This is a genomic window from Acidovorax sp. FJL06, from assembly GCF_003852545.1.
Lineage (GTDB): Bacteria > Pseudomonadota > Gammaproteobacteria > Burkholderiales > Burkholderiaceae_C > Acidovorax.
This window is the reverse complement of sequence record NZ_QAJR01000001.1, coordinates 224,062-248,369: the sequence shown is the minus strand read 5'-3', so window position 1 is coordinate 248,369 and position 24,308 is coordinate 224,062. Positions and strand designations below refer to the sequence as shown.

General features: G+C 67.1%; 22 protein-coding genes and 1 riboswitch. Of the genes, 6 read left to right on the top strand and 16 right to left on the bottom strand.

Annotated features, from left to right (window positions below; translation table 11 throughout):
• Positions 1 to 181: 181 nt before the first annotated feature.
• From DBV10_RS01085 to DBV10_RS01070, 4 genes are all read right to left on the bottom strand, one after another.
• Entirely contained in the window at positions 182 to 1,327 is a 1,146-nt protein-coding gene (locus tag DBV10_RS01085; protein WP_124509752.1) for a glycerophosphodiester phosphodiesterase, read from the bottom strand.
• Between the two features lie 73 nt (positions 1,328 to 1,400).
• A complete protein-coding gene (gene metW / locus DBV10_RS01080; protein WP_124509750.1) occupies positions 1,401 to 1,985 on the bottom strand; it encodes a methionine biosynthesis protein MetW in 585 nt (194 codons plus the stop codon).
• On the bottom strand, positions 1,982 to 3,112 hold the full coding sequence (locus tag DBV10_RS01075) for a homoserine O-acetyltransferase (protein WP_124509748.1): 1,131 nt from the start codon (positions 3,110 to 3,112) through the stop codon (positions 1,982 to 1,984). The genes metW and DBV10_RS01075 overlap by 4 nt, the downstream gene beginning before the upstream one ends.
• Before the next feature lie 138 nt (positions 3,113 to 3,250).
• Positions 3,251 to 3,820, bottom strand: a complete 570-nt coding sequence (locus tag DBV10_RS01070) for a TMEM165/GDT1 family protein (protein WP_124509746.1) — start codon at positions 3,818 to 3,820, stop codon at positions 3,251 to 3,253.
• Between the two features lie 21 nt (positions 3,821 to 3,841).
• A riboswitch (yybP-ykoY riboswitch) is annotated at positions 3,842 to 4,018 on the bottom strand.
• Positions 4,019 to 4,263: 245 nt separating this feature from the next.
• Between DBV10_RS01070 and DBV10_RS01065 the strand changes: the two genes are divergently transcribed.
• On the top strand, positions 4,264 to 4,671 hold the full coding sequence (locus DBV10_RS01065) for an RNA-binding protein (RefSeq protein WP_124509744.1): 408 nt from the start codon (positions 4,264 to 4,266) through the stop codon (positions 4,669 to 4,671).
• Positions 4,672 to 5,022: 351 nt separating this feature from the next.
• Positions 5,023 to 5,556, top strand: a complete 534-nt coding sequence (locus tag DBV10_RS01060) for an RNA-binding protein (protein ID WP_124509742.1) — start codon at positions 5,023 to 5,025, stop codon at positions 5,554 to 5,556.
• A 247-nt stretch (positions 5,557 to 5,803) separates the two neighbouring features.
• Here DBV10_RS01060 and DBV10_RS01055 read toward each other — a convergent pair whose 3' ends face one another.
• From DBV10_RS01055 to DBV10_RS01040, 4 genes are all read right to left on the bottom strand, one after another.
• Positions 5,804 to 6,580 carry an SDR family oxidoreductase gene (locus DBV10_RS01055; protein WP_124509740.1) on the bottom strand — a complete coding sequence of 259 codons (777 nt, stop codon included), beginning with the start codon at positions 6,578 to 6,580 and terminating at the stop codon, positions 5,804 to 5,806.
• Between the two features lie 168 nt (positions 6,581 to 6,748).
• Entirely contained in the window at positions 6,749 to 7,366 is a 618-nt protein-coding gene (gene lptC / locus DBV10_RS01050; RefSeq protein ID WP_124509738.1) for an LPS export ABC transporter periplasmic protein LptC, read from the bottom strand.
• Entirely contained in the window at positions 7,363 to 7,923 is a 561-nt protein-coding gene (locus DBV10_RS01045; protein WP_124509736.1) for an HAD family hydrolase, read from the bottom strand. The genes lptC and DBV10_RS01045 overlap by 4 nt, the downstream gene beginning before the upstream one ends.
• 129 nt (positions 7,924 to 8,052) lie before the next feature.
• On the bottom strand, positions 8,053 to 9,054 hold the full coding sequence (locus DBV10_RS01040; protein WP_124509734.1) for an SIS domain-containing protein: 1,002 nt from the start codon (positions 9,052 to 9,054) through the stop codon (positions 8,053 to 8,055).
• Between the two features lie 124 nt (positions 9,055 to 9,178).
• Between DBV10_RS01040 and DBV10_RS01035 the strand changes: the two genes are divergently transcribed.
• A complete protein-coding gene (locus tag DBV10_RS01035; protein ID WP_124509732.1) occupies positions 9,179 to 11,164 on the top strand; it encodes a monovalent cation:proton antiporter family protein in 1,986 nt (661 codons plus the stop codon).
• A gap of 224 nt (positions 11,165 to 11,388) precedes the next feature.
• On the opposite strand, the gene DBV10_RS01030 is transcribed toward DBV10_RS01035, so the two are convergent.
• Positions 11,389 to 14,442 carry an EAL domain-containing protein gene (locus tag DBV10_RS01030; RefSeq protein ID WP_124509730.1) on the bottom strand — a complete coding sequence of 1,018 codons (3,054 nt, stop codon included), beginning with the start codon at positions 14,440 to 14,442 and terminating at the stop codon, positions 11,389 to 11,391.
• A gap of 232 nt (positions 14,443 to 14,674) precedes the next feature.
• Between DBV10_RS01030 and DBV10_RS01025 the strand changes: the two genes are divergently transcribed.
• A complete protein-coding gene (locus DBV10_RS01025; protein WP_124509728.1) occupies positions 14,675 to 15,229 on the top strand; it encodes an adenine phosphoribosyltransferase in 555 nt (184 codons plus the stop codon).
• 128 nt (positions 15,230 to 15,357) lie between these two features.
• Here DBV10_RS01025 and DBV10_RS01020 read toward each other — a convergent pair whose 3' ends face one another.
• The 7 genes from DBV10_RS01020 to rpmH form a co-directional block, all read right to left on the bottom strand.
• On the bottom strand, positions 15,358 to 16,254 hold the full coding sequence (locus DBV10_RS01020; RefSeq protein ID WP_124509726.1) for a hypothetical protein: 897 nt from the start codon (positions 16,252 to 16,254) through the stop codon (positions 15,358 to 15,360).
• 111 nt (positions 16,255 to 16,365) lie between these two features.
• Entirely contained in the window at positions 16,366 to 16,857 is a 492-nt protein-coding gene (locus tag DBV10_RS01015; protein ID WP_124509724.1) for a Crp/Fnr family transcriptional regulator, read from the bottom strand.
• A gap of 123 nt (positions 16,858 to 16,980) precedes the next feature.
• Entirely contained in the window at positions 16,981 to 18,411 is a 1,431-nt protein-coding gene (mnmE, locus tag DBV10_RS01010; protein WP_124509722.1) for a tRNA uridine-5-carboxymethylaminomethyl(34) synthesis GTPase MnmE, read from the bottom strand.
• Between the two features lie 91 nt (positions 18,412 to 18,502).
• On the bottom strand, positions 18,503 to 20,209 hold the full coding sequence (yidC, locus tag DBV10_RS01005; RefSeq protein ID WP_124509720.1) for a membrane protein insertase YidC: 1,707 nt from the start codon (positions 20,207 to 20,209) through the stop codon (positions 18,503 to 18,505).
• Positions 20,206 to 20,502 carry a membrane protein insertion efficiency factor YidD gene (gene yidD / locus DBV10_RS01000; protein ID WP_124509783.1) on the bottom strand — a complete coding sequence of 99 codons (297 nt, stop codon included), beginning with the start codon at positions 20,500 to 20,502 and terminating at the stop codon, positions 20,206 to 20,208. The genes yidC and yidD overlap by 4 nt, the downstream gene beginning before the upstream one ends.
• Complete coding sequence (locus DBV10_RS00995; protein WP_124509718.1) at positions 20,502 to 21,014, bottom strand: ribonuclease P protein component; 513 nt, start codon at positions 21,012 to 21,014, stop codon at positions 20,502 to 20,504. The genes yidD and DBV10_RS00995 overlap by 1 nt, the downstream gene beginning before the upstream one ends.
• Positions 21,015 to 21,087: 73 nt before the next feature.
• Positions 21,088 to 21,222, bottom strand: coding sequence for a 50S ribosomal protein L34 (rpmH, locus tag DBV10_RS00990; protein ID WP_005798102.1), 135 nt, complete (start codon positions 21,220 to 21,222; stop codon positions 21,088 to 21,090).
• Positions 21,223 to 21,629: 407 nt separating this feature from the next.
• On the opposite strand from rpmH, the gene dnaA reads away from it, so the two are divergent.
• Positions 21,630 to 23,054 (top strand): chromosomal replication initiator protein DnaA, encoded by a 1,425-nt coding sequence (gene dnaA, locus DBV10_RS00985; RefSeq protein ID WP_124509716.1) that lies wholly within the window; start codon positions 21,630 to 21,632, stop codon positions 23,052 to 23,054.
• A 60-nt stretch (positions 23,055 to 23,114) separates the two neighbouring features.
• Positions 23,115 to 24,233: a DNA polymerase III subunit beta gene (gene dnaN / locus DBV10_RS00980; RefSeq protein ID WP_124509714.1), complete on the top strand. Its 1,119-nt coding sequence runs from the start codon at positions 23,115 to 23,117 to the stop codon at positions 24,231 to 24,233.
• Positions 24,234 to 24,308: the final 75 nt, after the last annotated feature.

Genomic DNA, 24,308 nt, shown 5'->3' with positions numbered 1-24,308 from the left:
GGTAAGTCGCTAATCAGGCAAAATCGGGATCCAGGGCTTGATGAACCAGCGCAACCAGCTCCCATTTTCATAGCAAACCAACCGCCCCTGGGCAGGACCGCCCATGCGCATCGGAGAACCCGCCCACCGCACGGGCACCACGCCCCAGGCCAGAGCCGGGGGCCCGGCGCAGCGCCCTCGGCTACTTCTTCAACGACGGTGTGAAGGCCTGCACCGCCGCGCGGCCCACGGCCGGGTCGTCGGTGAAGAAGCCGTCAATGCCCGCGCGCAGGTAGGCGGTGATCTCGGCCACGCTGTCGCCGCGCTGCGTGCCGTCGCTGGCGGGCGCCTTCTTCAGGCCCGCGGGCAAAAAGGCGTTTTCAGGCCGCAGCGTCCAGATGTGCACGGCCAGGCCGGCGGCGCGGGCGCGCTCCACCAGACCCGTGGGTTCGCCGGGCAGGCCGTCCTTGACCGGCACCACCAGGGTCTTGAACGGGCCGATGGCGTTGGCGTAGGTGGCCACCTGCTGCAGGCCTTCGGGCGTGATCAGGTCGGCATAGGCACGCGTGTTGGCCGCGCCCTGGGCCACGAAGTCATAGGGCCGGCCCGAGGGCGCCACCAACTGCACCAGGCGCAAGCTGCTTTGCTTGCGGATGGCCTGCAGGCTGGCCACCTCGAAAGACTGCACGAACACGGGTGCGTTCTGGTGGTTCCAGCCGTTCTTCTCCAGCACGGCCAGCAGCGGTGCCTCCAGCGGCAGACCGATGGACTGGAAGTAGGTGGGGTGCTTGGTTTCGGGGTAGATGCCCACTATCCGGCCCTTGCGGTCGGGATTGGCGGTTGCCGCCTTGGCCAGGTCGATCACCTCCTGCAGCGTGGGCACCTCGAACTGGCCGTTGTAGGCCACGTTGGCCGGACGCTGCACGGGGATGCGCTCGCGGGCGCGCAGGGTTTTCAGCTCGGCCAGCGTGAAGTCTTCGGTGAACCAGCCGGTGATCGCCTGGCCGTCGATGGTCTTGGTGGCCTTGCGCGCGGCGAACTCGGGGCGGTCCACCACGTCGGTGGTGGCTTCCTTCACCGATCCGTCGGCGTTCAAGATGGCGATGGCGTTCTCGTGCCGGGCCACCAGCACGCCGTCCTTGGTGATCACCAGGTCGGGCTCGATGATGTCCGCGCCATCGTCAATGGCCTTCTGGTACGCGGCCAGCGTGTGCTCGGGCCGCAGCGCCGAGGCGCCCCGGTGGGCGATGACGGTGGGGGTGGGCGGCCAGGCCTGGGCCACGGCGCCCAGCGCCCAGGTGGTGAGCAGCGCGGCGGCGGTCACGGCGCGCAGTGCAATGCGTTTCATGCGGGTCTCCTCCATGCGGAACCCGCACCTTAGCCGATGCACTTGACAGTGGCGTGTCGTGCAGGCGGACTGGCTAGGCGTGTTCGAAGTGGAAGACGGCCGTGCCCGCGCGCGCGTTGGGCAGCCAGCGCACTTCCTGTCCTTCCTGCAGGCCGAAGGCATCGAGGATGCGCAGGCTGTTCTTGGTGGCCAGCACCTCGAAGTCCTTGTAGGTGCCCACGCGGATGTTGGGCGTGTCGTACCACTGATAGGGCAGGCGCCGGGTGACGGGCATGCGCCCGCGCAGGATGGACAGGCGGTTGGGCCAGTGCGCAAAGTTGGGGAAGGCCACCACGCCGGTGCGGCCCACGCGCGCGGTCTCGCGCAGCATGGTTTCGGCATTGCGCAGGTGCTGCAGCGTGTCGATCTGCAGCACCACGTCGAAGCTGTTGTCGTCGAACAGGGCCAGGCCCTCGTCGAGGTTGAGCTGGATCACATCCACGCCGCGCTGCACGCAAGCGAGCACGTTGGCGTCGTCAATCTCCACGCCATAGCCGCTGCAGCCGCGTTCGCGCTGCAGGTAGTCGAGCATGGCGCCGTTGCCGCAGCCCAGGTCGAGCACGCGGCTGCCCGTGGGCACCAGGCGGGCCAGGGCTTGCATCGCCGCTTTTTCGGTCATGGCTGCACCTCCTTGGCAATGCTATCGAAATAGGAGCGCATCACGCCCATGTAGCGCGCGTCATCGAGCAAGAAGGCATCATGCCCATGGGGAGCGTCGATCTCGGCGTAGCTCACGCTGCGGCGGTTGTCGAGCAAGGCCTTGACGATCTCGCGGCTGCGCTGGGGCGAAAAGCGCCAGTCGGTGGTGAAGCTCACGAGCAGGAACTTCGCCGTGGCGCGGGCCAGAGCGCGCGTGAGGTTGCCGCCATGCACGCGGGCCGGGTCGAAGTAGTCGAGCGCGCGGGTGATGAGCAAATAGGTGTTGGCGTCGAAGTAATCGCTGAACTTGTCGCCCTGGTAGCGCAGGTAGCTTTCAATTTGAAATTCGATGTCCTGGGTGCTGTATTTCAGCTCCAGGCCTTCGCGCAGCTGGCGTCCAAACTTCTCGTTCATCACGTCGTCGCTCAGGTACGTGATGTGGCCAATCATGCGGGCAATACGCAGGCCGCGCTTGGGGATCACGCCATGGCGGTAGAAGTGGCCGCCGTGGAAGTCCGGGTCGGTCACGATGGCGCGGCGGGCCACTTCGTTGAAGGCGATGTTCTCGGCCGTGAGGTTGGGCGCGCTGGCCACCACCACCGCATGGCGCATGCGTTCGGGGTACTGCAGCGTCCAGCTCAATGCCTGCATGCCGCCCAGGCTGCCGCCCAGCACAGCGGCCAGTTGCAGGATGCCCAGCCGGTCGAGCAGGCGGGCCTGGGCGTTGACCCAGTCTTCCACCGTGACCACGGGGAAATCCGCGCCATAGACCTCGCCAGTGTCCGGGTGCGTGTGCATGGGCCCGGTGGAGCCGAAGCACGAGCCCAGGTTGTTCACGCCGATCACGAAGAAGCGGTCGGTGTCCACGGGCTTGCCGGGGCCGATCATGTTGTCCCACCAGCCCTCGCTCTTGTCCTGCCCGGCGTAGACGCCCGCGACATGGTGCGAGGCATTGAGGGCGTGGCACACGAGCACCGCGTTGGAGCGGTCGGCATTGAGCGTGCCGTAGGTCTCGTAGGCCAGGTGGTAGTCGCGCAGGGACGCACCGCTTTGCAGCGGCAGGACCTCCGGAAAGTGCATGGACTGGGGCGTGGCAAAAAACGACATAAAAAAACCCGGCGTCGCTAAAAACGAGGCCGGGCAGGGATGTCGGACGGGTCTTTAGCAGGATTTATAAAGCGCCCGCAAGCTGTGGCAAATCGGCGCGTTCGGCAAATATACCAAAAGCGCCTGCCGCTGTGTCCGTCAGGCGCCCGTGGGCGCAAAGATCGCCAGCAGCCCCAGCACCAGGAAGATCACGGCCGACACCAGGTGCACTGCGCGGATCGGCACGCGGCGCGTGATGCGCTCGCCCAGCCAGACCACGGGCGCGTTGGCGATCATCATCCCGAGCGTGGTGCCCGCCACCACCCAGAAGTAGGCGTTGTACTGCGCGGCCAGCATCACGGTGGCGATCTGCGTCTTGTCGCCCATCTCGGCCAGGAAAAACGCCACGACGGTGGTGCCGAACACACCCCAGCGCGGTGCGCCATCGGCCTCCCCCTCATCGAGCTTGTCGGGAATCAGCATCCACACGGCCATGGCGATGAACGAAGCGCCCAGAATCCAGCGCAGCACCTGCGGCCCCACGAAGGTGGTCACCCAGGCGCCCACGGCACCCGCCAGGCCATGGTTGACTAGGGTAGCGACCAGGATGCCCAGCACGATGGGCCAGGGTTTGCGGAACCGCGCAGCGAGCACGAGGGCGAGCAGTTGGGTTTTGTCGCCCATCTCGGCAAGGGCGACGATGGCGGTCGATACGAAGAAGGCTTCCATTTTGTGGGGTCAATCCGGCCGGATTGTTGTAGAACGCATTGACTGCACCCCGACTCCGGCCATTGGATCGGCATGCAGTCAATGGTCTCGCCCAGTTCAAAAAACCGCATGCACCATAGGTTCACCGAACCCAAGTTTGTTGACGCATGCCCCCGGCGCATTGCACAGCCGGGCGGGCTACTCCCCAAAGACCCCCTGATTTTACCCTATGGTTTGCCCGGGGATTGGCCGCAAAACCACGCCATTCGCCTGTTTTGGGGCATCCGGCCCAGAAATAAACCCCCACGCCTCCCATAAAGTGATTGATAATGGCTTCGCTCTTCTGCTAGCAGAGGGGCAGCTAACTTAGCGGTGATTGGTCAGTTTCGCGTCTTTGAAGTCGTCACAGGTTTGTTGATTGCGTCGGGCTCCATCGCGTTTTCATGTTTTTTCAGGAGTCCTTCATGGGCAACAAACTCTACGTGGGCAACCTGCCCTATTCCTTCCGCGACCAAGATCTGGAACAAACCTTCAGCCAGTTCGGCTCCGTGGGCAGCGCCAAGGTCATGATGGAGCGCGACACCGGCCGCTCCAAGGGTTTCGGCTTTGTCGAAATGGGCAGCGATGCTGAAGCCCAAGCCGCCATCCAAGGCGTGCATGGCCAAAACTTCGGCGGCCGTGACCTCGTGGTCAACGAAGCCCGTCCTATGGAGCCCCGCGCTCCCCGTAGCGGTGGCTTCGGTGGCGGCAATGGCGGCGGCGGTTACGGCGGTGGCCGTAGCGGCGGTGGCGGCGGCTATGGTGGCGGCGGCTACGGCGGTGGCCGTGAAGGCGGCGGTGGCGGCTACGGCGGTGGCCGCGGCAGCTACTAAAAAGTCCTTTTCGGCAGGCCTTCGCGCCTGCTGATGGCAAAACAAGGAGCCTTCGGGCTCCTTTTTTTATGGCCGGGCAGCCCCGCCCAGAGCAAAGCGCCCCCTGCAGGCCCGGTCCGCGCCGCAGCGGAGCGTGGGCGCATTCCTTGCGCCCGCGCAGCATGGGCGCCACAGCGCGCATCGCCGCTTGCTTTTTCCACAAAAGTGTGGCGCATAATGGGTTGGCGGGGTTTTCTCGCTTTCCAAGTTTGCGGTGATCCGTCAGTTTCGCGCTGAGAGCGTCATTGAGATTAGCTGGCTGCGTTTTCGGGACTCCATCGCTTTATCCATGTGTTTTTGAGGAGTCCCTCGATGGGCAACAAACTGTACGTCGGCAACCTGCCTTACTCCGTGCGCGACAGCGACCTGGAACAGGCTTTTGGCCAATTCGGCGCGGTCACCAGTGCCAAGGTCATGATGGAGCGCGACACGGGCCGTTCCAAGGGCTTTGGCTTTGTGGAAATGGGCAGCGACGCAGAAGCCCAGGCCGCGATCAACGGCATGAACGGCCAGCCCCTGGGCGGCCGCAGCATCGTGGTCAATGAAGCCCGCCCCATGGAGCCCCGCCCCCCCCGCAGTGGTGGTTTTGGCGGCGGTGGTGGTGGCTACGGCGGCGGTGGCCGCAGTGGTGGTGGTGGTGGCGGTTACGGCGGCGGCCGTGAAGGCGGCGGTGGTGGCTATGGTGGCGGTGGCCGCGAGGGCGGCGGCGGTTATGGTGGTGGTGGTGGCGGCCGCAGCGAAGGCGGTTTCCGCAGCCCCTACGGCTCCGGCTCCCGCAACGGCGGTGGCGGCGGTCGCAATGGTGGCGGCGGGGGCTACGGCGGTGGTGGCAACGGCGGTTACTGAGCCCTCCATCCGGTTTTTTTGAGAGAAGCCCCTTCGGGGGCTTTTTTCATGCCGCGATGTGAAGGGCATAGAACCCTGCCAAGCCTTGGCGAAGCTGAAATAGCCCACCGCCTTCAAAACTGGCGCTGCACCGGCCAGCGCTCCCGCGCAAGGGCCGCCAAGCAGCGCATGCGGCGCCTTCGCTTGCGGGCGCTGGGAGCGCCCCCCCTTGGGGGAGGGCGCGCAGCGCCTCAGAGGAGCTACTCGTCTACTCGTCTATTCGGCGTTTGCGCGGGCGCCCGGCCAGCAGCTTGTCGAACACGGCGTTGGGCAGCAGGCGCATCAGCTTGGCCACCACGCCCATCTGCCAGGGGATGACCCGGTAGCTCACGCCCGCCGTGATGGCCCGGTAGGCGCGGTCGGCAAAATCCCCGGGCTGCATCAGGAAGGGCATGCCGTAGCGGTTTTTCTGGGTGAGCGGCGTGTCGATGTAGCCGGGCGAGATCGTGACCACCCGCACGCCGTGCGGGCGCATTTCGCCACGCAGGCTTTCGCAGTAGCTGATGGCGGCCGCCTTGCTCGCGCAGTAGGCGCCGTGCCCCGGCAGCCCCCGGATGCCGGCCACGCTGCCGATGCCCACCAGGGTGCCGCTGCCCCGCTGCACCATGCCATCCACAAAGGGCTGGAAGGTGGCGGCCATGCCGATGTTGTTGGTGGCAAAGGTGCGCGCCATCACGTCGATGTCGCCGCGCACGGCCGTGTCCATGCCCACGCTGATGCCGGCGTTGGCAACCACCACGTCGGGCACGCCCTGGCGCGCCAGGCAGTCGCGCCCCGCCGCCACGATGCTGTCGATCACCGCCACGTCAGAACTATAAATTTCATAGCTATCGGCGCTTATCCCTTGAGCGATAGCCCATGTTTTTACCTCTTCCGTGCGGCGCGCGGCCAGGGCCAGCCGGTAGCCCGCCCGGTGAAAGCGCAGGGCGAGCGCCTGGCCGATGCCGCTGGAGGCGCCGGTGATGAAGACGAGGGGAGTGGCCATCTCAGTTATCCGTTGTGCTGTGAATCACCCGCAGCGCGTGAAACTGGCGCGCACCATGCGCGGGCAGCCGCGCAAGGGCCGCCCCGCCGCGCTGGCTGCGTCCCCCTTCCCCTAGCGCGAAGCGCGTAGAGAGAAGGGGGAAGGCGCGAAGCGACTCAGGGGGTTGTCTCATTTCTTGCCCGGCAGGATCATGCCGCGCACGCGCCCGCGCAGTTGCAGCACCTGGTCCAGGTTGTCGTAGTCCATGCCATCGGCCGTGAAGCGGTCGTTGCCCCGGGTGAGGGTGACGGGCTGGTCGGAGCGCACGCGCTCGGTGCGGGTGAAGGCGTGCAGGAACTCCCCCCGGAACTCCATGCGGGGCTGCGCCAGCGCCCCGGGTTTGGCGGGCAGGGGCTCTCGGGTGACGACGGCGTTGCCGAACAGCTGCACCTCCGAGCCATCGGCATTGCTCAGGGCCCGCTGGGCCGTGGCCACTGTGAGGCGGCCGTCGGTGCCGATCGAGCGCATGCGGACCTGGTCGATCTCCAGCGTGTCCGTGTCAGGGTAATGCCGCGCTTCAATGCCCTGCACTTCGCTCTGCAGGCGGCCCGTGGCATCGAAGGTCTTCACCGAGAAGTTCTTCATGAAGTAGTCGGGCTGGTGCTTTACGGGGCGGTCAATGGCGGGCAGCTGCGGCATGGGGGCATTGCGCACCAGCCACCAGGTGCCCAGGGCCAGCAGGCCCATCAGCAGCACGGGCAGGTAGATCGAGAGCTGGTCCCAGCCCTGGCGGATCACACGGATCATGCGGTGTAGTCCGCCAGCAGCGCCGCATAGCGGCCCGTGGCCACGAGCAGCAAGTCGCACAGTTCGCGCGCCGCGCCGTCGCCGCCGCGCGCCTGGGTGACGAAGTGGGCCGCATGGCGCACCTCGGCCTGCGCATTGGCGGGCGCACAGGCAAAGGCGCTGCGGCACATCACGGGCAGGTCGGGCCAGTCATCGCCCATAGCGGCGGCCTGGGCCCAGGTCAGGCCCAGCCGGGCGAGGATGTCCTCGGCCGCCGGGCGTTTGTCTTCGGTGCCGAACACGGCGTGCTCCACGCCCAAAGCCTTCAGACGCACGCGCAGTGGCGCAGAGTCGCGCCCCGTGATCACGGCGGGGGTGATGCCTGCCTTTTGCAGCAGCTTGAGACCGTGGCCGTCGAGGGTGTTGAAGCGCTTGATCGTCTCGCCCGCTTCGCTGAAATACAGCCCGCCATCGGTGAGCACGCCATCCACGTCGAAAAAGGCCACGCGCACGCCCTGGGCGCGCAGCAGCAGCTCGGGGGGAAATTGCAGCACGGGAAAAATCACGTCAGATGTCATCGCACAGCGTTTGAACAGGCACGGCAGGGGCCAGTGCACCCGTGGAACCGGCTTCGCCGGGCCACGGGGTGCGTCCCCCCTTCAGGGGGGAAGGCGCGAAGCGACTCAGGGGGGGGCTATCCACGGGGGTCATATGACTTTCGCGCGCATGAGGTCACCGATGTGCACCACCCCCACCAGCACGCCTGCCGCATCCACCACCAGCACGCTGGTGATGGCGTGTGCTTCCATCATTTCGGCGGCATCCACGGCCAGCGCGTCGGGCGCAATGCGGCGCGGTCCGGTATGCATGACCTCGGCGGCCGTGGCGGTGCGCAGGTCGGCCCCAGCCTCGATGCGGCGGCGCAGGTCGCCGTCGGTGAAAATGCCCAGCACCTGCCCGGCAGCGTCCACGATGGCCGAGGCGCCCAGGCCCTTGGCGCTCATCTCGCGCATGAGGTCGCTGAACGAGGCCTCGGGCGCGACGCGCGGCACCTCGGTGCCCGAGCGCATCACGTCGCTCACATGGGTGAGCAGCTTGCGGCCCAGCGCACCACCGGGGTGCGAACGGGCAAAGTCTTCGGGGCGAAAGCCCCGGGCATCGAGCAGGGCCACGGCCAGCGCGTCACCCATGGCCAGCTGGGCCGTGGTGCTGGCGGTGGGGGCCAAATTCAGGGGGCAGGCCTCGCGCTCCACGCTGCAATCGAGCACCAGGTCGGCATAACGCGCCAGGGTGGACTGCAGGCCCCCCGTCATGGCGATCATGGGCGCACCCAGGCGCCGCAGCACGGGCAGGATGGCCGTGAGTTCGCCGCTTTCGCCGCTGTTGGAGATGGCCAGCACCAGGTCGTCACCCGTGACCATGCCCAGGTCGCCATGGCTGGCCTCGGCGGGGTGCACAAAAAAGGCGGGGGTGCCGGTGGATGCCAGCGTGGCGGCGATCTTGCGGCCCACATGGCCGCTCTTGCCCATGCCCATCACCACCACGCGGCCCCGGGCCTGCAGCACCATCTGCACCGCCTGGGCAAACACGCCATCGACGCGGGCGGCCAGACCGGTCAGGGCCGCGGCCTCGATGTCGAAGGTTTCGCGGGCCAGGCGCAGGGCCTGGTCGGCATCAAAAGGGGGCAGCACGGCGGGGGCGGGAATCATCCGGGGATTCTATCGACCGGGCATGCCGGGTGGGCCCTGCAAGGGGATGCCCTCTGGCACGGACCGTGCATCGCCTGCAGAAAAGACCCTCTGCGGCGCGCAAGCCTCGGATAGCATCGAACCCATGTCCTCTCTTGCCCTCACCCTGCTTTACCTGCTGGCCGCGGTGCTGGGCGTGGTGACCTGCCGCAGCCTCAAGCTGCCCCCCATGCTGGGTTACCTGGCTGCGGGTGTGCTCATCGGCCCCCACGCGCTGGCGCTGGCGCATGACTCCGAAGGCGTGCGCCATCTGGGCGAGTTCGGGGTGGTGTTCCTGATGTTTGCCATCGGGCTGGAGTTCAGCCTGCCCAAGCTGCGCGCCATGCGCAAACAGGTGTTTGGCCTGGGCCTGATGCAGGTGGTGCTGACCATGGTGGTGCTGACGGTGCTGGCCCTGGCGCTGTCGCGCTGGGTGGGCGGGGTGTGGGAGATGGGCTGGCAGACGGCGCTGGCGCTGTCGGGCGTGATGGCCATGAGCAGCACGGCCATCGTGGTGAAGCTGATGTCCGAGCGGGCGGAGCTGGAGAGCGAACATGGCCGCCGCGTGATGGGCACCCTGCTGTTCCAGGACCTGGCCGTGGTGCCGCTCTTGGTGCTGATCCCGGCGCTCGGGTCCTCGCCCGACCAGCTGCTCACCGCCCTGGGCTGGGCGCTGATCAAGGCCACGGTGCTGGTGGCGATTTTGCTCACGGGCGGGCAGCGGTTCATGCGCTGGTGGCTCACGCTGGTGGCGCGCCGCAAGAGCGACGAGCTGTTCATGCTCAACCTGCTGCTGATCACGCTGGGCCTGGCCTGGCTCACCGAGCTGGCGGGCCTGAGCCTGGCGCTGGGCGCCTTCATTGCGGGCGTGCTGGTGTCCGAGACGGAGTACCGCCACCAGGTGGGCACGGACATCCGGCCTTTTCACGATGTGCTGCTGGGGCTGTTCTTCATCACCATCGGCATGATGCTGGACTGGCACATCCTGGTGGACCGCTGGGCCCTGGTGCTGGCACTGCTCACGGTGCCGCTGGTGCTCAAGCTCGGGATCATCCTGGTGCTGGCGCGCGGCATGGGCGCCACCACGGGCGTGGCGCTGCGCACGGGGCTGTACCTGGCGCAGGCGGGCGAGTTCGGCTTTGTGCTGCTGTCGCTCACGCAGGGCAATGGGCTGGTGCAGCCCGCGCTGATGAACCCCATCCTCGCGGCCATGGTGCTGTCGATGCTGGCCACGCCGTTTCTCATCATGTACAGCAACCGCATCGTGATGAAGCTGGTGGCCAGCGACTGGCTGCAGCAGTCGCTGCAGATGACCTCCATCGCACGCAAGTCCATCAACACCAGCAAGCACGTGATCATCTGCGGCTACGGCCGCTGCGGCCAGAACCTGGCGCGCATGCTGGAGCACGAGGGCATCCCCTACATGGCGCTGGACCTGGACCCGGACCGCGTGCGCCAGGCCGCCGCCGCCGGCGACTCGGTGGTGTATGGCGACGCCACGCGCCTGCAGGCGCTGATGGCCGCTGGCCTGGTGCGCGCGAGCGCCGTGGCGGTGACCTACATCGATGTGCCTGCGGCCCTGAAGGTGCTGGCCAATGCGCGCTCGCACGCACCGCAGGTGCCGGTGGTGGTGCGCACGCAGGACGACGCCCACCTGGACAAGCTGCAGGAGGCAGGCGCCACCGAGGTGGTGCCCGAGGCGATCGAAGGCTCGCTGATGCTGGCCAGCCACGCGCTGGCGCTGGTGGGCGTGCCCATGCGCCGCGTGCTGCGCCTGGTGCAGGACCAGCGCGATGCGCGCTACAACCTGCTGCGCGGCTACTTCCACGGCGCCGACGACGACACGGCGAACGAGCGCGACCAGGAGCGCCTGTCCACCCTCAACCTGCCGCCCGGCTCCACCGCACTGGGCCGCAGCCTGGGCCAGCTGGCCCTGCCCGCGATGGGCGTGCGCGTGGTGAACCTGCGGCGCGGCAACGGCCACCTGAGCGCGGCGGTGGACGAGGCCCTGCTGGCCGAGGGCGACACGCTGGTGCTGTCGGGCCACCCGGCGGCGCTGTCGCTGGCGGAAGAAAAACTGCTCAAAGGCTGATGCACTTTGATGAAATCGCCTGATTAGCGACTTACCCCAGACTTCACGCCCCGTTATCCGTTCGGGCTGAGCTTGTCGAAGCCTTGCACGCACGTGGCAAGCCCTGGCTTCGACAAGCTCAGCCCGAACGGATGGTGAGGTATCTGAGGCATTTAGCTAATCAGGTTAAATCGGGCTCTAGCGCTTGATGGACAAGCGCTAGAAGCTATGATTTTTGTAGCAACCTAGAGCAAATCCACCGGCCCCGGCCGTCCGAACAGGTAGCCCTGGAAGCGTTTGCAGCCATTGCGCAGCAAAAACGCGCGCTGGCCTTCGGTCTCCACGCCTTCGGCCACCACGTCCAGGGCCAGGCTGTGGGCCAGGGTGATGATGGTGCAGGCGATGGCAGCGTCGTTGGGGTCGGTGAGCACGTCGCGCACAAAGCTCTGGTCAATCTTGAGTTGGTCCAGCGGCAGGCGCTTGAGGTAGGACAGCGACGAGTAGCCGGTGCCAAAGTCGTCCAGCGAAAAGCCCACGCCCAGCGTGCGCAGCGCCTGCATCTTGAGGATGCTGTCCTCCACGTCGTGCAGCAGCAGGCTTTCGGTCAGCTCCAGCTTGAGCCGCCGCGCATCCGCGCCCGAGTCGCGCAGCACGGCCAGCACGTCCTGCACAAAGTCGCTCTGGCGGAACTCCTGCGCGCTCACGTTCACGGCCAGGGTCCAGCCGGCCTTGGCGGGGTCGGCCGCCCACTGCGCAAGCTGGTGGCAGGCCATGGCCAGCACCTGCCGCCCCAGGGGCAGGATGAGGCCGGTCTGCTCGGCCAGCGGGATGAAGTCGGCGGGCGGCACCATGCCGCGCTGCGGGTGGTTCCAGCGCACCAGGGCCTCGGCGCCCAGCAGCTGGCCGGCCTCGTCCACCACCGGCTGGTAGTGCAGCAGGAATTCGTTGCGCGCAAGCCCCAGGCGGATGTCGCCCTCCAGCGCCGAGCGCGCCGACGCGGCCGCCTGCATGGCAGGATCGAAGAAGCACAGCGTGTTGCGCCCCTGGGCCTTGGCCTGGTACATGGCCAGGTCGGCGCGCTTGAGCAGCTCCGGCACTGGCTGCTGCGCCTGCTGGAACAGCGCGATGCCGATGCTGGGCGTGCTGTGCATCTCGCAGCCCTCGACCTGGTAGGGCTGGTTGAGCGCGGCCAGCACCTTCTGCGCCACCGCCTCGGCCTCGGCGGCGGCCTCAGTCTCTTCGGTGTGCAGGCCTTCGATCACCACCACAAACTCGTCGCCCCCCAGGCGCGCCACGGTGTCGGTGGCCCGCACGCTGGCGCTCACGCGGCCGCCCACCTGCACCAGCAGCCGGTCGCCCCATTCGTGGCCCATGGTGTCGTTGATGCCCTTGAAGTTGTCCAGGTCGAGGAACAACAGGGCGCCGTGGCTGCCCTCGCGGGTGCTGGCGGCCACCGCGCGCTCCAGCCGGTCCATCAGCAGCCGCCGGTTGGGCAGGCCCGTGAGTTCGTCATAAAACGCCAGGCGCTGGATCTCGGCCTCGGCCAGCTTGCGCTCGGTGATGTCGCGCGCCACGCCCCGGTAGCCGGTGAAGGTGCCGTCGGCATCGAAGATGGGCTCGCCGCTGATCGACACCCAGACGGGTGTGCCCTCCCGGGTCAGCCGCTGCATCTCGAAGTCGTGGAACACCTGGTGCGCCTCCAGCAGCGCCCGGTGGTCGCGCCACTGGCCTTCGCCCACGAAGGTGTCGGGCAGCTCCCAGCGCGTGAGGCCGTAGTGCATCTCATCGGGCACGCCGGTCGCGTGGTGGGGGTTGCCGTCCAGCCGCACGAAGCGGAACTGCGCATCCTGCTCCCAGTACCAGTCCGACGAGAGCTGGGTGAGGCTGCGCCAGCGCGCCTCGCTCTGGCGCAGGGCCTCCAGGGTGCTGAGGTAATCGGTGACATCGGTGAACGTGCGCACGCGCCCGCCGGGCTCCAGGGCGCGGGTGCGCACCTCGATGTAGCGGCCGCTGCGGGTGCGCCGCACATACGAGTCGGGCATGGTCAGGTGGCCGCCGTGCGCCGCGTATTCCGAGGCCACGTAGTGGCGCGCCATGGGCTCGATGAGCTGGAACTGCGGGCCGAAGTCGCCCCGCTCGGTCTGGAAGCGCACCACCTCTTCCACCTTGGGCTGGGCCGCGAGCAGGGGCTCGGGCAGGTCGAGCAGCTCCAGGTAGCGCCGGTTGTAGACGCGGATGCGCCCTTCGGCATCCACGCTGGTGATGCCCTGGGAGATGTTGGCCAGCGTGGCTTCCAGCGCCCGGGTCTTGTCGGCCAGCTGAGCGCTGGTGTGGGCCAGCTCGGTCTCGACCGCGCTGCGGGCCAGTCCGGCGCGGCGGGCGGTTTCCAGCTGGCCCACGGTGTTGAGCAGGGGCTGCAGGAACTGCACATCCGCCTGCGAATACCCTTCGCTGCGGTTGGCCAGGCCCACCATGGCCACCAGCTCGCCGGCCGCATGGATGGGCAGCCCCAGGTAGGTGTGCAGCACAGGATGGCCCGGTGGCGTGCCTGCGGCGCGCGCGTCATGGTGGGCATCGTTGCTGATCACGGGCTCGCCCGACACCAGGGCCGCACCCACCAGCGAGTGCGGGTTGTCGAACACCATGCCGTCATCGGCATGCTGCGCATACTGCGCACGGGAGGCGGCGTCCCAGCTGATGTCGGTCATCGCGTGCACCCGCAGAAAGGGGTGGCCGTCGGCCGCACGCTGCACCTGGCCCACGATGCCGAACGCGCTCTGGGTGAGCGACATCAGCTCCTCCAGCAAGGCCTCGAACGCGGCCCGGGGCACGGAACTGGCGATGAACATGCCCTGGGCGCGGGAGATGGCCTGCAGCAGCCGGTGCTGGCGCGCCAGCATGGCCTCGGCCGCCAGGCGCGCGCGCACGCTGGAGCTGCGTTCGAGCACCGCGTCGATCTGCGCGGGCAGCGTGAGCAGGTAGTCCAGGGCCGGGTCCTGCACCGTGAAGTCGTCAAACCCGTGCCGCATGGCCTGTGCCGCATGGGTCTCGGCGCCCATGCGCACGATGAGGATGGCGGGCACGCCACCCAGCAGCTGGAGCAGATCAAAGGCCGTGCCCCCCAGCGTGCTCTGGGCGGCCAGCACGATGTCCGGCCGGCGCTGCTGCAACTGCGCCCGCGCCTCGGCCAGCGAAGCACAGACATCCACCCGCCACCCCGACCAGGGGTCTGCCAGGGCGCCCACCACCGCTTGGGCGTGGGCGTGGTCGCCTTCGATCAACAGGACTGAGATGGGCATGGGCCAAACGCCGAGGGAGGAAAGCACCGCCTGCAATCCGGCCGTGCCGTGGGGTGTAACAGCAGTGAAACATTATGGGGGCTGGGGGTAGCGTCTGGAGCCCACAAATGCCCGCAGGGCAGGCTGTTTACACTTCTGCACTTTGCGCGGGGCACCCCTCTTGCGCGGCACCCTCACGCCTGCGCCTGCGCCGGCCCGCCCCGCGTTCCTTGAACCGCCCTGTCTCCCCTCCATGCAGCCACTCAGCGTCAACGACTACCTCCGCCAGCACATCCGCACCGTGCCCGACTGGCCCGCACCCGGCGTGCAGTTCCGCGACATCACGCCGCTGCTGCAGGACCCCAAGGTGTTCCGCGTGCTCATCGATGCCTTTGTGCACCGCTACATGGACAAGGCCCTGCGCCCCGATGTGGTGGCCGGCCTGGATGCGCGCGGCTTCATCCTGGGCGCCGTGGTGGCCTATGAACTCAACGTGGGCTTCGTGCCCATCCGCAAGAAGGGCAAGCTGCCCTTCACCACGGTGGAGGAGACCTACGAGCTGGAGTACGGCAGCGCCACCGTGGAGCTGCACACCGACGCCGTGAAGGCCGGCGACCGCGTGCTGCTGATCGACGACCTCATCGCCACCGGCGGCACCATGATGGCTGGCAAGAAGCTGCTGGAGAAGCTGGGCGCCACGGTCACCGAAGGCGCGGCCATCGTGGACCTGCCCGAGCTGGGCGGCTCCGAGCGCCTGCGCGCATCGGGCCTGCCGCTGTACACGCTGGTGGATTTCGCAGGGCATTGAGCCGCTGCGGCCCACGCGCCGCAGCCACCCCCTCCCTGGCCCCGCGCCCCAGAAACACACAAGCCCTCGGCAAAGAGGGCTTGTTCACTTCAGGCAGCGCGATCACCGCGCCAGGGGCAGCCAGGGACTCAGTGCAGCTCGCCGTACTGGGTGCTGCTCAGGTCGGGCGAGGGGCTGTCTGCCCCGGGCATTTCGGTGTCTTCAAAACCGGTGGGTTGCGACGGGGGCAGCAAGGGGCCGGACCGTACCGGCACGCCGGGCTTGGCCGCCGCCGCCGGGGCCGCCGTGGCACCTGCTGCGTTGGCCAATGCGCGCTTGAAGGCGGCCACTTCGTCGGCCTCGATGGGCTCGTAGCGCTGGGCCGGGCGCTGCTCGCCGGTGGGCGCCGCCACGGGTGGGCGGGCGGGCGCAGCGGCCGCCACCGGTGCGGCCGGACGCACCGGGGTGGCGGGGGCCGCAGGCGCGACCGGTGCTGCCACCGGGACGGGGGCTGCGGCGGCCACGGGCGGCCGCCTGGCCACGGCGGGGGCCGCCGGCACCGGCAACGCCGCCCCCTGGGGCGCCACGCCTTTTTGCGGAATGCCCACGGCCACATGGTCATTGATGCGCCAGTACACGGCCGTCACCAGGATGTCGTAGCGGGTCTTGGCCGTCTGGGCGATCAGCGCCTCGATTTCGGACAGGCGCACCGTTTCGCCGCCGTATTCGCGCGCCAGGTCCATCATCACCAGAAACTGGCGGCCGCGCTGGTCCAGCGACAGCACCTTGAATTTGTAGCTGGCGGACAGCACGCCGGCACGCACCATGGCGTCGCGCACCACGGTGTAGAGCAGCTCGCGGCGCTCCATGCGCTCGTTCTTGCGGTTGGCCGCATGTTCGGGGGGCAGGGGCTCGACCAGGGGCTTGCCCATGCGGCCCGGGTGCAGCGGCACCGTGGCATCGGCGTTCAACAAACCCGACGGCTCTGCCGAGGGCCGGGGCTTGGGGGAGGCGGGCTTACGGCTGAACCAGCTGAATAGGGACATGGCTTGCTTTCTTCGGATGGTGCCTGGACAAAATCCAAATCAAGTGTAACTTGCTGTCCCCCTCCAACGGCCCCGAAAATGCCTGCAAAACCCGGGTCCCCGGGGCGCCTGTCAGGTCGCCGCAACGCGGCGGCGGCGGTTGCCCAGGCGCTTGGCCAGCACGGCCCCGGCGGCCATGGCCAAACCCAGGGCAATGGCCGGCTGGCGGTTGGTCAGTTCGGTGAAACGGATGGCCGGCAGGCTCCAGAGTTTGCAGGGCGCACTGGCCTGCACGGTGGCGCTGCGCGCACGGTGCGAGAAGAAGGCGCCTTCGCCGATCACAGAGCCCGCGCCCACGATGGCCAGGCGCAGGCGCTCTTTTTCGTCCTGGTAGTGCACGCTCAGGCTGCCGCTCTCCACCAGGTACAGGGTGCGGTCCGTGGCCCCCTGGCTGAAAAGCACCTGGCCGGCCGGCAGCACCACCGGCAGCAGGTAGGACGAGAGCACCTCCCATTGCGCGGGAGAGAGGGGGTTGGTCATGCTGTCGTCTGCGGTCGTTTGCGCAATGGCGTCCAGCAACCCTTTCAGGTCGACCTTGATGGCAGCAGGGGTGGGAGCATTCATGGTCCGCCAAAAGTAACGTTGTTACAGATCAGACACAAGCGCTGTTTACGTCCATTTACAACAATAAGCGACAAGCGGCGGCCCGGCCCCCCCGGCCGGGCTCCGCAGTCGCCTGGTCGCCCCCTATTTGCCGATGCAGAAGCTGGAGAAGATCACGCCCAGCAGGTCGTCAGAGCTGAACTCGCCGGTGATGGCGCTCAGCGCGTTCTGGGCCAGGCGCAGCTCCTCGGCCAGCAAATCCAGCGCCGGGCCCTGGGCCTGCAGCTGGCCGGCGGCCTCCTGCAGATGGGCCGACACGGCTTGCAGCGCCTCGACATGGCGGGCGCGGGCGATGTAGATGCCCTCGGGGGCCGACTGCCAGCCCGCCACCTCCAGCAGGATGCGCCGCAGGCCATCGAGCCCCTCGCCCGTGCGCGCGGACAGCCGCACGGCCGGCCGGGCCTCGGCGCTGCCGGGGGCCGGGGCCGGCACCGCCAGTGCGCGGTCCAGCTTGTTCCAGACATCGATCACCGGGATGGAGGCAGGGAGCTTTTGCGCCAAGGCGCTTTCTATGTCTGCGTCAGCAGCTATGTATTCAATAGCATCCTGGCGGGAAAGATCGTGCAGGAACAGCACGGCATCGGCGCCGGCAATCTCGTCCCACGCACGCGCGATGCCGATGCGCTCCACCTCGTCGCTGCTGTCGCGCAGGCCGGCGGTGTCGATGATGTGCAGGGGCACACCTTCGATCTGGATGGTCTGCTGCACCTTGTCGCGCGTGGTGCCTGCAATGGGGGTGACGATGGCCAGCTCGGCGCCTGCCAGCGCGTTGAGCAGCGAGCTTTTGCCCGCATTGGGCTGCCCGGCGATGACGACCTTGATGCCCTCGCGCAGCAGTGCCCCCTGGCGCGCGCGCTGCATCACCGAGGCCAGTGTTTGCTGCAGATTCGATAGCTGCCCATGTGCATCCGCCTTGCGCAGGAAGTCGATTTCTTCCTCAGGAAAGTCGAGCGTGGCCTCCACCAGCATGCGCAGGTGGATGAGCGCATCGCGCAGGCCATGGATCTCGGCCGAGAACGCGCCGGTCAGCGACCGGCTGGCGCTGCGGGCCGCGGCCTCGGTGCTGGCATCGATCAGGTCGGCAATGGCCTCGGCCTGGGCCAGGTCGATCTTGTCGTTGAGGAAGGCGCGCTCGGTGAACTCGCCGGGTTGCGCCACCCGCAGGCCCGGCAGGCAGGGCTGGCCCGTGGCCGCATCGGTGGCGGCGCCCGCCTGCAGGCAGCGCGCCAGCAGCAGCTGCAGCACCACGGGCCCGCCGTGGGCCTGCAGCTCCAGCACGTCTTCGCCGGTGTAGCTGTGCGGGCCGGGGAAATACAGCGCCAGCCCCTGGTCGATGGCCTGGCCCTGCGCGTCCCGAAAGGGCAGGTAGGTGGCCTCGCGGGGCTTGAGCGCGCGGCCGCACAGCGCCTGCACCAGCGCCGTGATCCCTTTGCCCGACACCCGCACGATGCCGACGGCCCCGCGCCCCGGGGCAGTGGCGATGGCAACGATGGGGTCGTGGTGGCGGGCAAGCATGGGCGAAGACTTTACAAGGTGGCGGAAAAAAGGCCGCTTGCGCGGCCTTTCGGGGGGTCAGTTCGGTGGTGTCAGCCTTGCCGCTGGGGCATCACTTGAAACTGGGCAGATTGAACTGCGGAGGCACGCCCATGCGGGTGTTGATGATCCACTGCTGCGCAATCGACAGGATGTTGTTCGTCAGCCAGTACAGCACCAGGCCGGCCGGGAAGAAGAAGAACATCACGCTGAAGATCAGCGGCATGAACCACATCATCTTGGCCTGCATCGGATCGGGCGGCGCGGGGTTCAGGGCCGTCTGCAGCAGCGAGCTGGCCGTCATCAGCAGGGGCAGGATGAAGAACGGGTCGGGCGTGGACAGGTCGCGGATCCAGCCGATCCAGGGCGCATTGCGCATTTCCACGCTGGACAGCAGCACCCAGTAGAGCGCGATGAACACGGGGATCTGGATCATGATGGGGAAGCAGCCACCCATGGGGTTGACCTTTTCCTCGCGGTAGATGCGCATCATCTCCTGCTGCATCTGCTGCGGCTTGTCCTTCAGGCGCTCGCGCATCTCCATGATCTTGGGATTGATGGCCTTCATCTTGGCCATGCTGGCGTAGGCCTTGGCGTTGAGCCAGTAGAACGCGATCTTGAGCAACAGCACCAGGGCCACGATGGACCAGCCCCAGTTGTTCAGCAGCTTGTGCAGGTTGTCCAGCAGCCAGTACAGCGGCTTGGACAGGATGGTGAGCCAGCCGTAGTCCTTGACCAGTTCCAGGCCGGGGTACAGCTTTTCCATCATGGTCTCGACCTGCGGACCGGCGAACAGGCGCGCATCCAGGGTCTTGGACTGGCCGGGCTCGATGGCGCCCAGCGAGGTCAGCATGCCCACGGAGTACAGGTTGGTGTCGACCTTGCGCGTGAAGGGCTCGCGCTGCACGCCGTCGGCCAGCAGCCAGGCCGTGGCAAAGTAATGCTGCACCATGGCCACGTAGCCATTGGGCGAATCCTTGGGGATATCGACCTTGCCGTTTTCAATGTCCTTGAACTCGACCTTCTGGTACTTCTTGGCTTCGGTGAAGACCGCAGGGCCCGTGAAGGTGGAATAGAACGACGACTCGCCTGGCGGCTTGTTGCCGTCGCGCACCAATTGCAGGTACAGCTGGGGCGACACGGCCGCGCTGCCGGTGTTGACGATCTCGTGCTTGACGGCGATGTCATAGGCACCGCGCTTGATGGTCCAGGTCTTGACCAGCTTCACGCCGCCCTGGCTGGGCGACTCGAAGCGGATGCTCAGCTCGTCCTGCCCGTCCTTGAGTTCGCGCGGGCCGGGCATGGCCGCCATCACGGTCTTGTGCGTGGGGAAGCTGCCACCGATCAGGCCCGTCTGCGCCACGTAGACGCGCTGCGCGCTCTCGTCCAACAACAGGAAATTGCGCGTCTTGTCGGTCATGTCGGCGTGCTGCAGCAGCTCGGCATGGGTGAGCGAGCCGCCTTCGCTGTCGAAGGTGAGGCGGTACAGGTCGGTCTTGACCTCCAGGCGCTCACGCACGGCGGCGGGTGCGGCCGCTGGGGCCGGCTGGCCTGGAACGGCCGATGCGCCTTGCGCCGCCGCCACGGGCGCCGTGGAAGCCGGAACACTGGCCGCGCCGGTGGCACCGGACGCGGCGCCCGCAGCGGCCGGTGCGGTCACGGCCGGAGTGCTGGGGAAAAACGTGGCCTTGTTGCCGTTGTGCAGCTGCCACTTGTCCCACAGCAGAACCATGGAAAAGCCAAAAATCACCCACAGAATGGTGCGGCGAATGTCGTTCATGAAGACTTCTTTGGTGAGGGTGGTTGGGTGGTGGAAGGATGATGAAGCCGCGAAAACAGCCGCATGCTGCGCGGCAATTGTGGCGGCACTGGGTCATGGCCCCCGTCACACCAGGGGTGGCAGCGTACCAGCCTGCGCACCGTGAGATAGCTGCCGGCGGCCGCGCCATGCAGCTCCAGCGCCTGCAGCGAATAGACCGAGCAGCTGGGCTCGAACCGGCAGGCCGAGCCCAGCCAGGGGCTGAGAAACAGCCGGTAGCCCTTGACCACACCCATCAGCAGGCGCTGCATGATCATGGCGCCACCTCGTGGGCGGGCGCCTGCGAGGCCGGGGTCGGCGCAGCCGCCCCACCGCCCGCACGCCGTGCGGCATGGCCGAACAGCTGCAGCAGCTCGGCACGCACGGCCTGCCGGAGCTGGTCGGACGTGGCGCTCACGAACTGTTTGCGATCAAACGCCGTGCGCAGGCGCACCACATGGGCGGCCTGGGGCAGGCGCGCTTCAAACGCCGCGCCCACGGTGTAGATCTGCCGCTTGATGGTGTTGCGCGTCACGGCGCGGCGCGCCCAGCGCTTGGGCACCATGGCGCCCAGCCAGACATCCGGCACGGCAAACAGGGCCTGCGGCCCTTGCGTTGACGGCAAGGAACCGGGCCCTGTGGGTGCAGCACTGGCGGGGTTGTTGGCAGCAGCGCTGCCGACAGCCGCGTCCAGCACCAGACGGTGCAACGCGAAATGCGCTGTGCGGGAGACCGTGCCCCCCGCCATGGCGGCCTGGAACTGCGGACGGGTTTTCAGCCGTTGCATGCAGGCACCCCGTTTGGAACCTGACGGTACAAACCGGGAGCAGGCGGGGAGCAGGCCGTAGACCGGGACGGCCTTAGACGGCCAGGCGCTTGCGGCCCTTGGCGCGGCGTGCGTTGATAACGGCACGGCCGCCGCGGGTCTTCATGCGGACGAGGAAACCGTGGGTGCGCGCGCGGCGGGTCTTGGAGGGCTGGTAAGTACGTTTCATGGTGCTATTCCTTGAGGTTCAGTTCCGGACTGCTGCTCCTGAACCCCTGCCTTTTTCAACTGGATACCAGTGGAATAGAAGCAGAAATAACGGCGCGCCGGGTCAAATCACCCTGAACACATTCAGGGAAACCCAAAATTATCGCAGGCTTGTTGCCCTCTGGCAATGCCTTTCGGCGGGCAGGCCTATCCGGGAGCCCCCGTGGCAGGGTGCCGCAGCGCCTTTTTTGCCGCACGCCGGGCCGTTCCATGCCGCCAGAGGCCGTGTTTTTCACCCCTGTGCCTGCGGGCCCATCAACCCCGGAATCCCCCGATGACAGCCGCCGCCAAAATGTGGATAACTCCTTGACAAGCTACAATCCGCCGCCCAGCACCGTTCCTCCTATCCACAACAAGAATCCCCGATAAATGACCGAGGAACCCACCCGCAGCCCCCCGCCATCTCCCGGTGCCGATGCCGGCCAGGGCCTGTGGCAAGCCTGCGTAGAGCAACTGGCGCAAGACCTGCCCGAACAACAATTCAACACCTGGATCAAGCCCCTGGTCGCCCAGGTGGCCGAGGATTTCTCCAAGGTCACGCTGCTCGTGGCCAACCGCTTCAAGCTGGACTGGATCCGCGCCCAGTATGCAGGCCGCATCGCCGCCCTGCTGGAAGGCCTGTACGGCCAGCCGGTCTCCCTGGAGTTAGCGCTCGCTCAGCGGGAATCCGTGACCCGCACTTATGTGCGCCCCGCATCGCCCGAGCCCTCCAGCGCCCCGGCACCTGCAGAATCCCCCACCGCCAGCAGTGACGAGCCCCCCGCCGGCGCCTTCCGCAACCGACTCAACGCCGCCCTCACCTTCGAGACCCTGGTGGAGGGCACGGCCAACCGCATGGCGCGCTCGGCCGCCATGCACGTGGCCGGCATGCCGGGCCATTTGTACAACCCGCTGTTCATCTACGGCGGCGTGGGCCTGGGCAAGACCCACCTGGTGCACGCTGTGGGTAACCGCCTGCTGCAGGACAAGCCCGACGCCAAAGTTCTCTACATCCACGCCGAGCAGTTCGTGTCGGATGTGGTTAAGGCCTACCAGCGCCGCACGTTTGACGAGTTCAAGGAGCGCTACCACTCGCTCGACCTGCTGCTGATCGACGACGTGCAGTTCTTCGCCAACAAGGACCGCACGCAGGAAGAATTCTTCAATGCGTTCGAGGCCCTGCTGGCCAAAAAGAGCCACATCGTGATGACCTCGGACACCTACCCCAAGGGCCTGGCCAACATCCACGAGCGGCTGGTGTCGCGCTTTGACTCGGGCCTGACCGTGGCCATCGAGCCGCCCGAGCTGGAAATGCGCGTGGCCATCCTGATCAACAAGGCGCGCGTCGAAGGCACCGAGATGCCCGAGGAAGTGGCCTTCTTCGTGGCCAAGAACGTGCGCTCCAACGTGCGCGAGCTCGAAGGCGCGCTGCGCAAGATCCTGGCGTATTCGCGCTTCAACCAGAAGGAAATCTCCATCCAGCTCGCCCGCGAGGCGCTGCGCGACCTGCTGTCCATCCAGAACCGGCAGATTTCTGTGGAAAACATCCAGAAGACGGTGGCCGACTATTACAAGATCAAGGTCGCCGACATGTACAGCAAGAAGCGCCCGGCCAGCATTGCCCGGCCGCGCCAGATCGCGATGTACCTGGCCAAGGAGCTGACGCAAAAGAGTCTTCCCGAGATCGGAGAATTGTTCGGCGGGCGCGACCACACCACCGTGCTGCACGCCGTGCGCAAAATCTCGGGCGAGCGCCAGCAGCTGACCGAATTGAACCAGCAGCTGCACGTGCTGGAACAGACGCTCAAGGGCTGAACCATAACGGGGCAAAATGGCGGGTTGCGCACCGTCCTAATAACATGAGAGGTTGAAGACATGATCGTCCTGAAGGCAACACAAGACAAGGTTCTCGCGGTCCTGCAATCGGTGGCCGGCATCGTCGAGCGCCGCCACACGCTGCCCATCCTGGCCAATGTGCTGATCCGCAAGACGGGCAATGCGCTGCAGCTGACGACCAGCGACCTCGAAATCCAGATCCGCACCACGGCCGAGCTGGGCGGCGACACCGGCGACTTCACCACCACCGTGGGCGCGCGCAAGCTCATCGACATCCTGCGCACCATGCCCGGCGACCAGACCGTGAGCCTGGAATCCCAGCAGTCCAAGCTGGTGCTCAAGGGCGGCAAGAGCCGCTTCACCCTGCAAAGCCTGCCCGCCGAGGACTTCCCGCTGGTGCAGGAATCCGCCGCCTTCGGCCCCGTGTTTGCCGTGCCGCAGAAGACGCTGAAGGACCTGCTCTCCCAGGTGTCTTTCGCCATGGCCGTGCAGGACATCCGCTACTACCTCAACGGCATCCTCTTCGTGGCCGAGGGCAAGCAGCTGTCCCTGGTGGCCACCGACGGCCACCGCCTGGCGTTTGCCAGCGCCACGCTCGATGTGGAAGTGCCCAAGCAGGAAGTCATCCTGCCGCGCAAGACCGTGATCGAGCTGCAGCGCCTGCTGTCCGACGCGGGCGGCGAGAACCAGCCCCACATCGAGATGCAGTTCGCCAACAACCAGGCGAAGTTCACCTTCGGCGGCATGGAGTTCGTCACCAAGCTGGTCGAAGGCAAGTTCCCCGACTACAACCGTGTGATCCCCAAGAACCACCGCAACAGCGTGACCCTGGGCCGCGCGCCCCTGCTGGCCAGCCTGCAGCGCACGGCCATCATGACCAGCGACAAGTTCAAGGGCGTGCGCCTGAACATCGAACCCGGCACGCTGCGCGTGGCGTCCAACAACGCCGAGCAGGAAGAGGCCGTGGACGAACTCGACATCGACTACGGTGGCGACACCATCGAGATCGGCTTCAACGTGACCTACCTCATCGACGCACTGGCCAACATGGGCCAGGACATGGTGAAGGTGGAGCTGTCGGACGGCAACAGCTCCGCGCTGATGACCATCCCCGACAACGACAGCTTCAAGTACGTGGTCATGCCCATGCGCATCTGAGGCGGGCACCTGCCCCCGCCCAAGCCCTCTGACCACGGCCACTACTGTATTGATAGCTGCTAGCGCTTGCTGGAC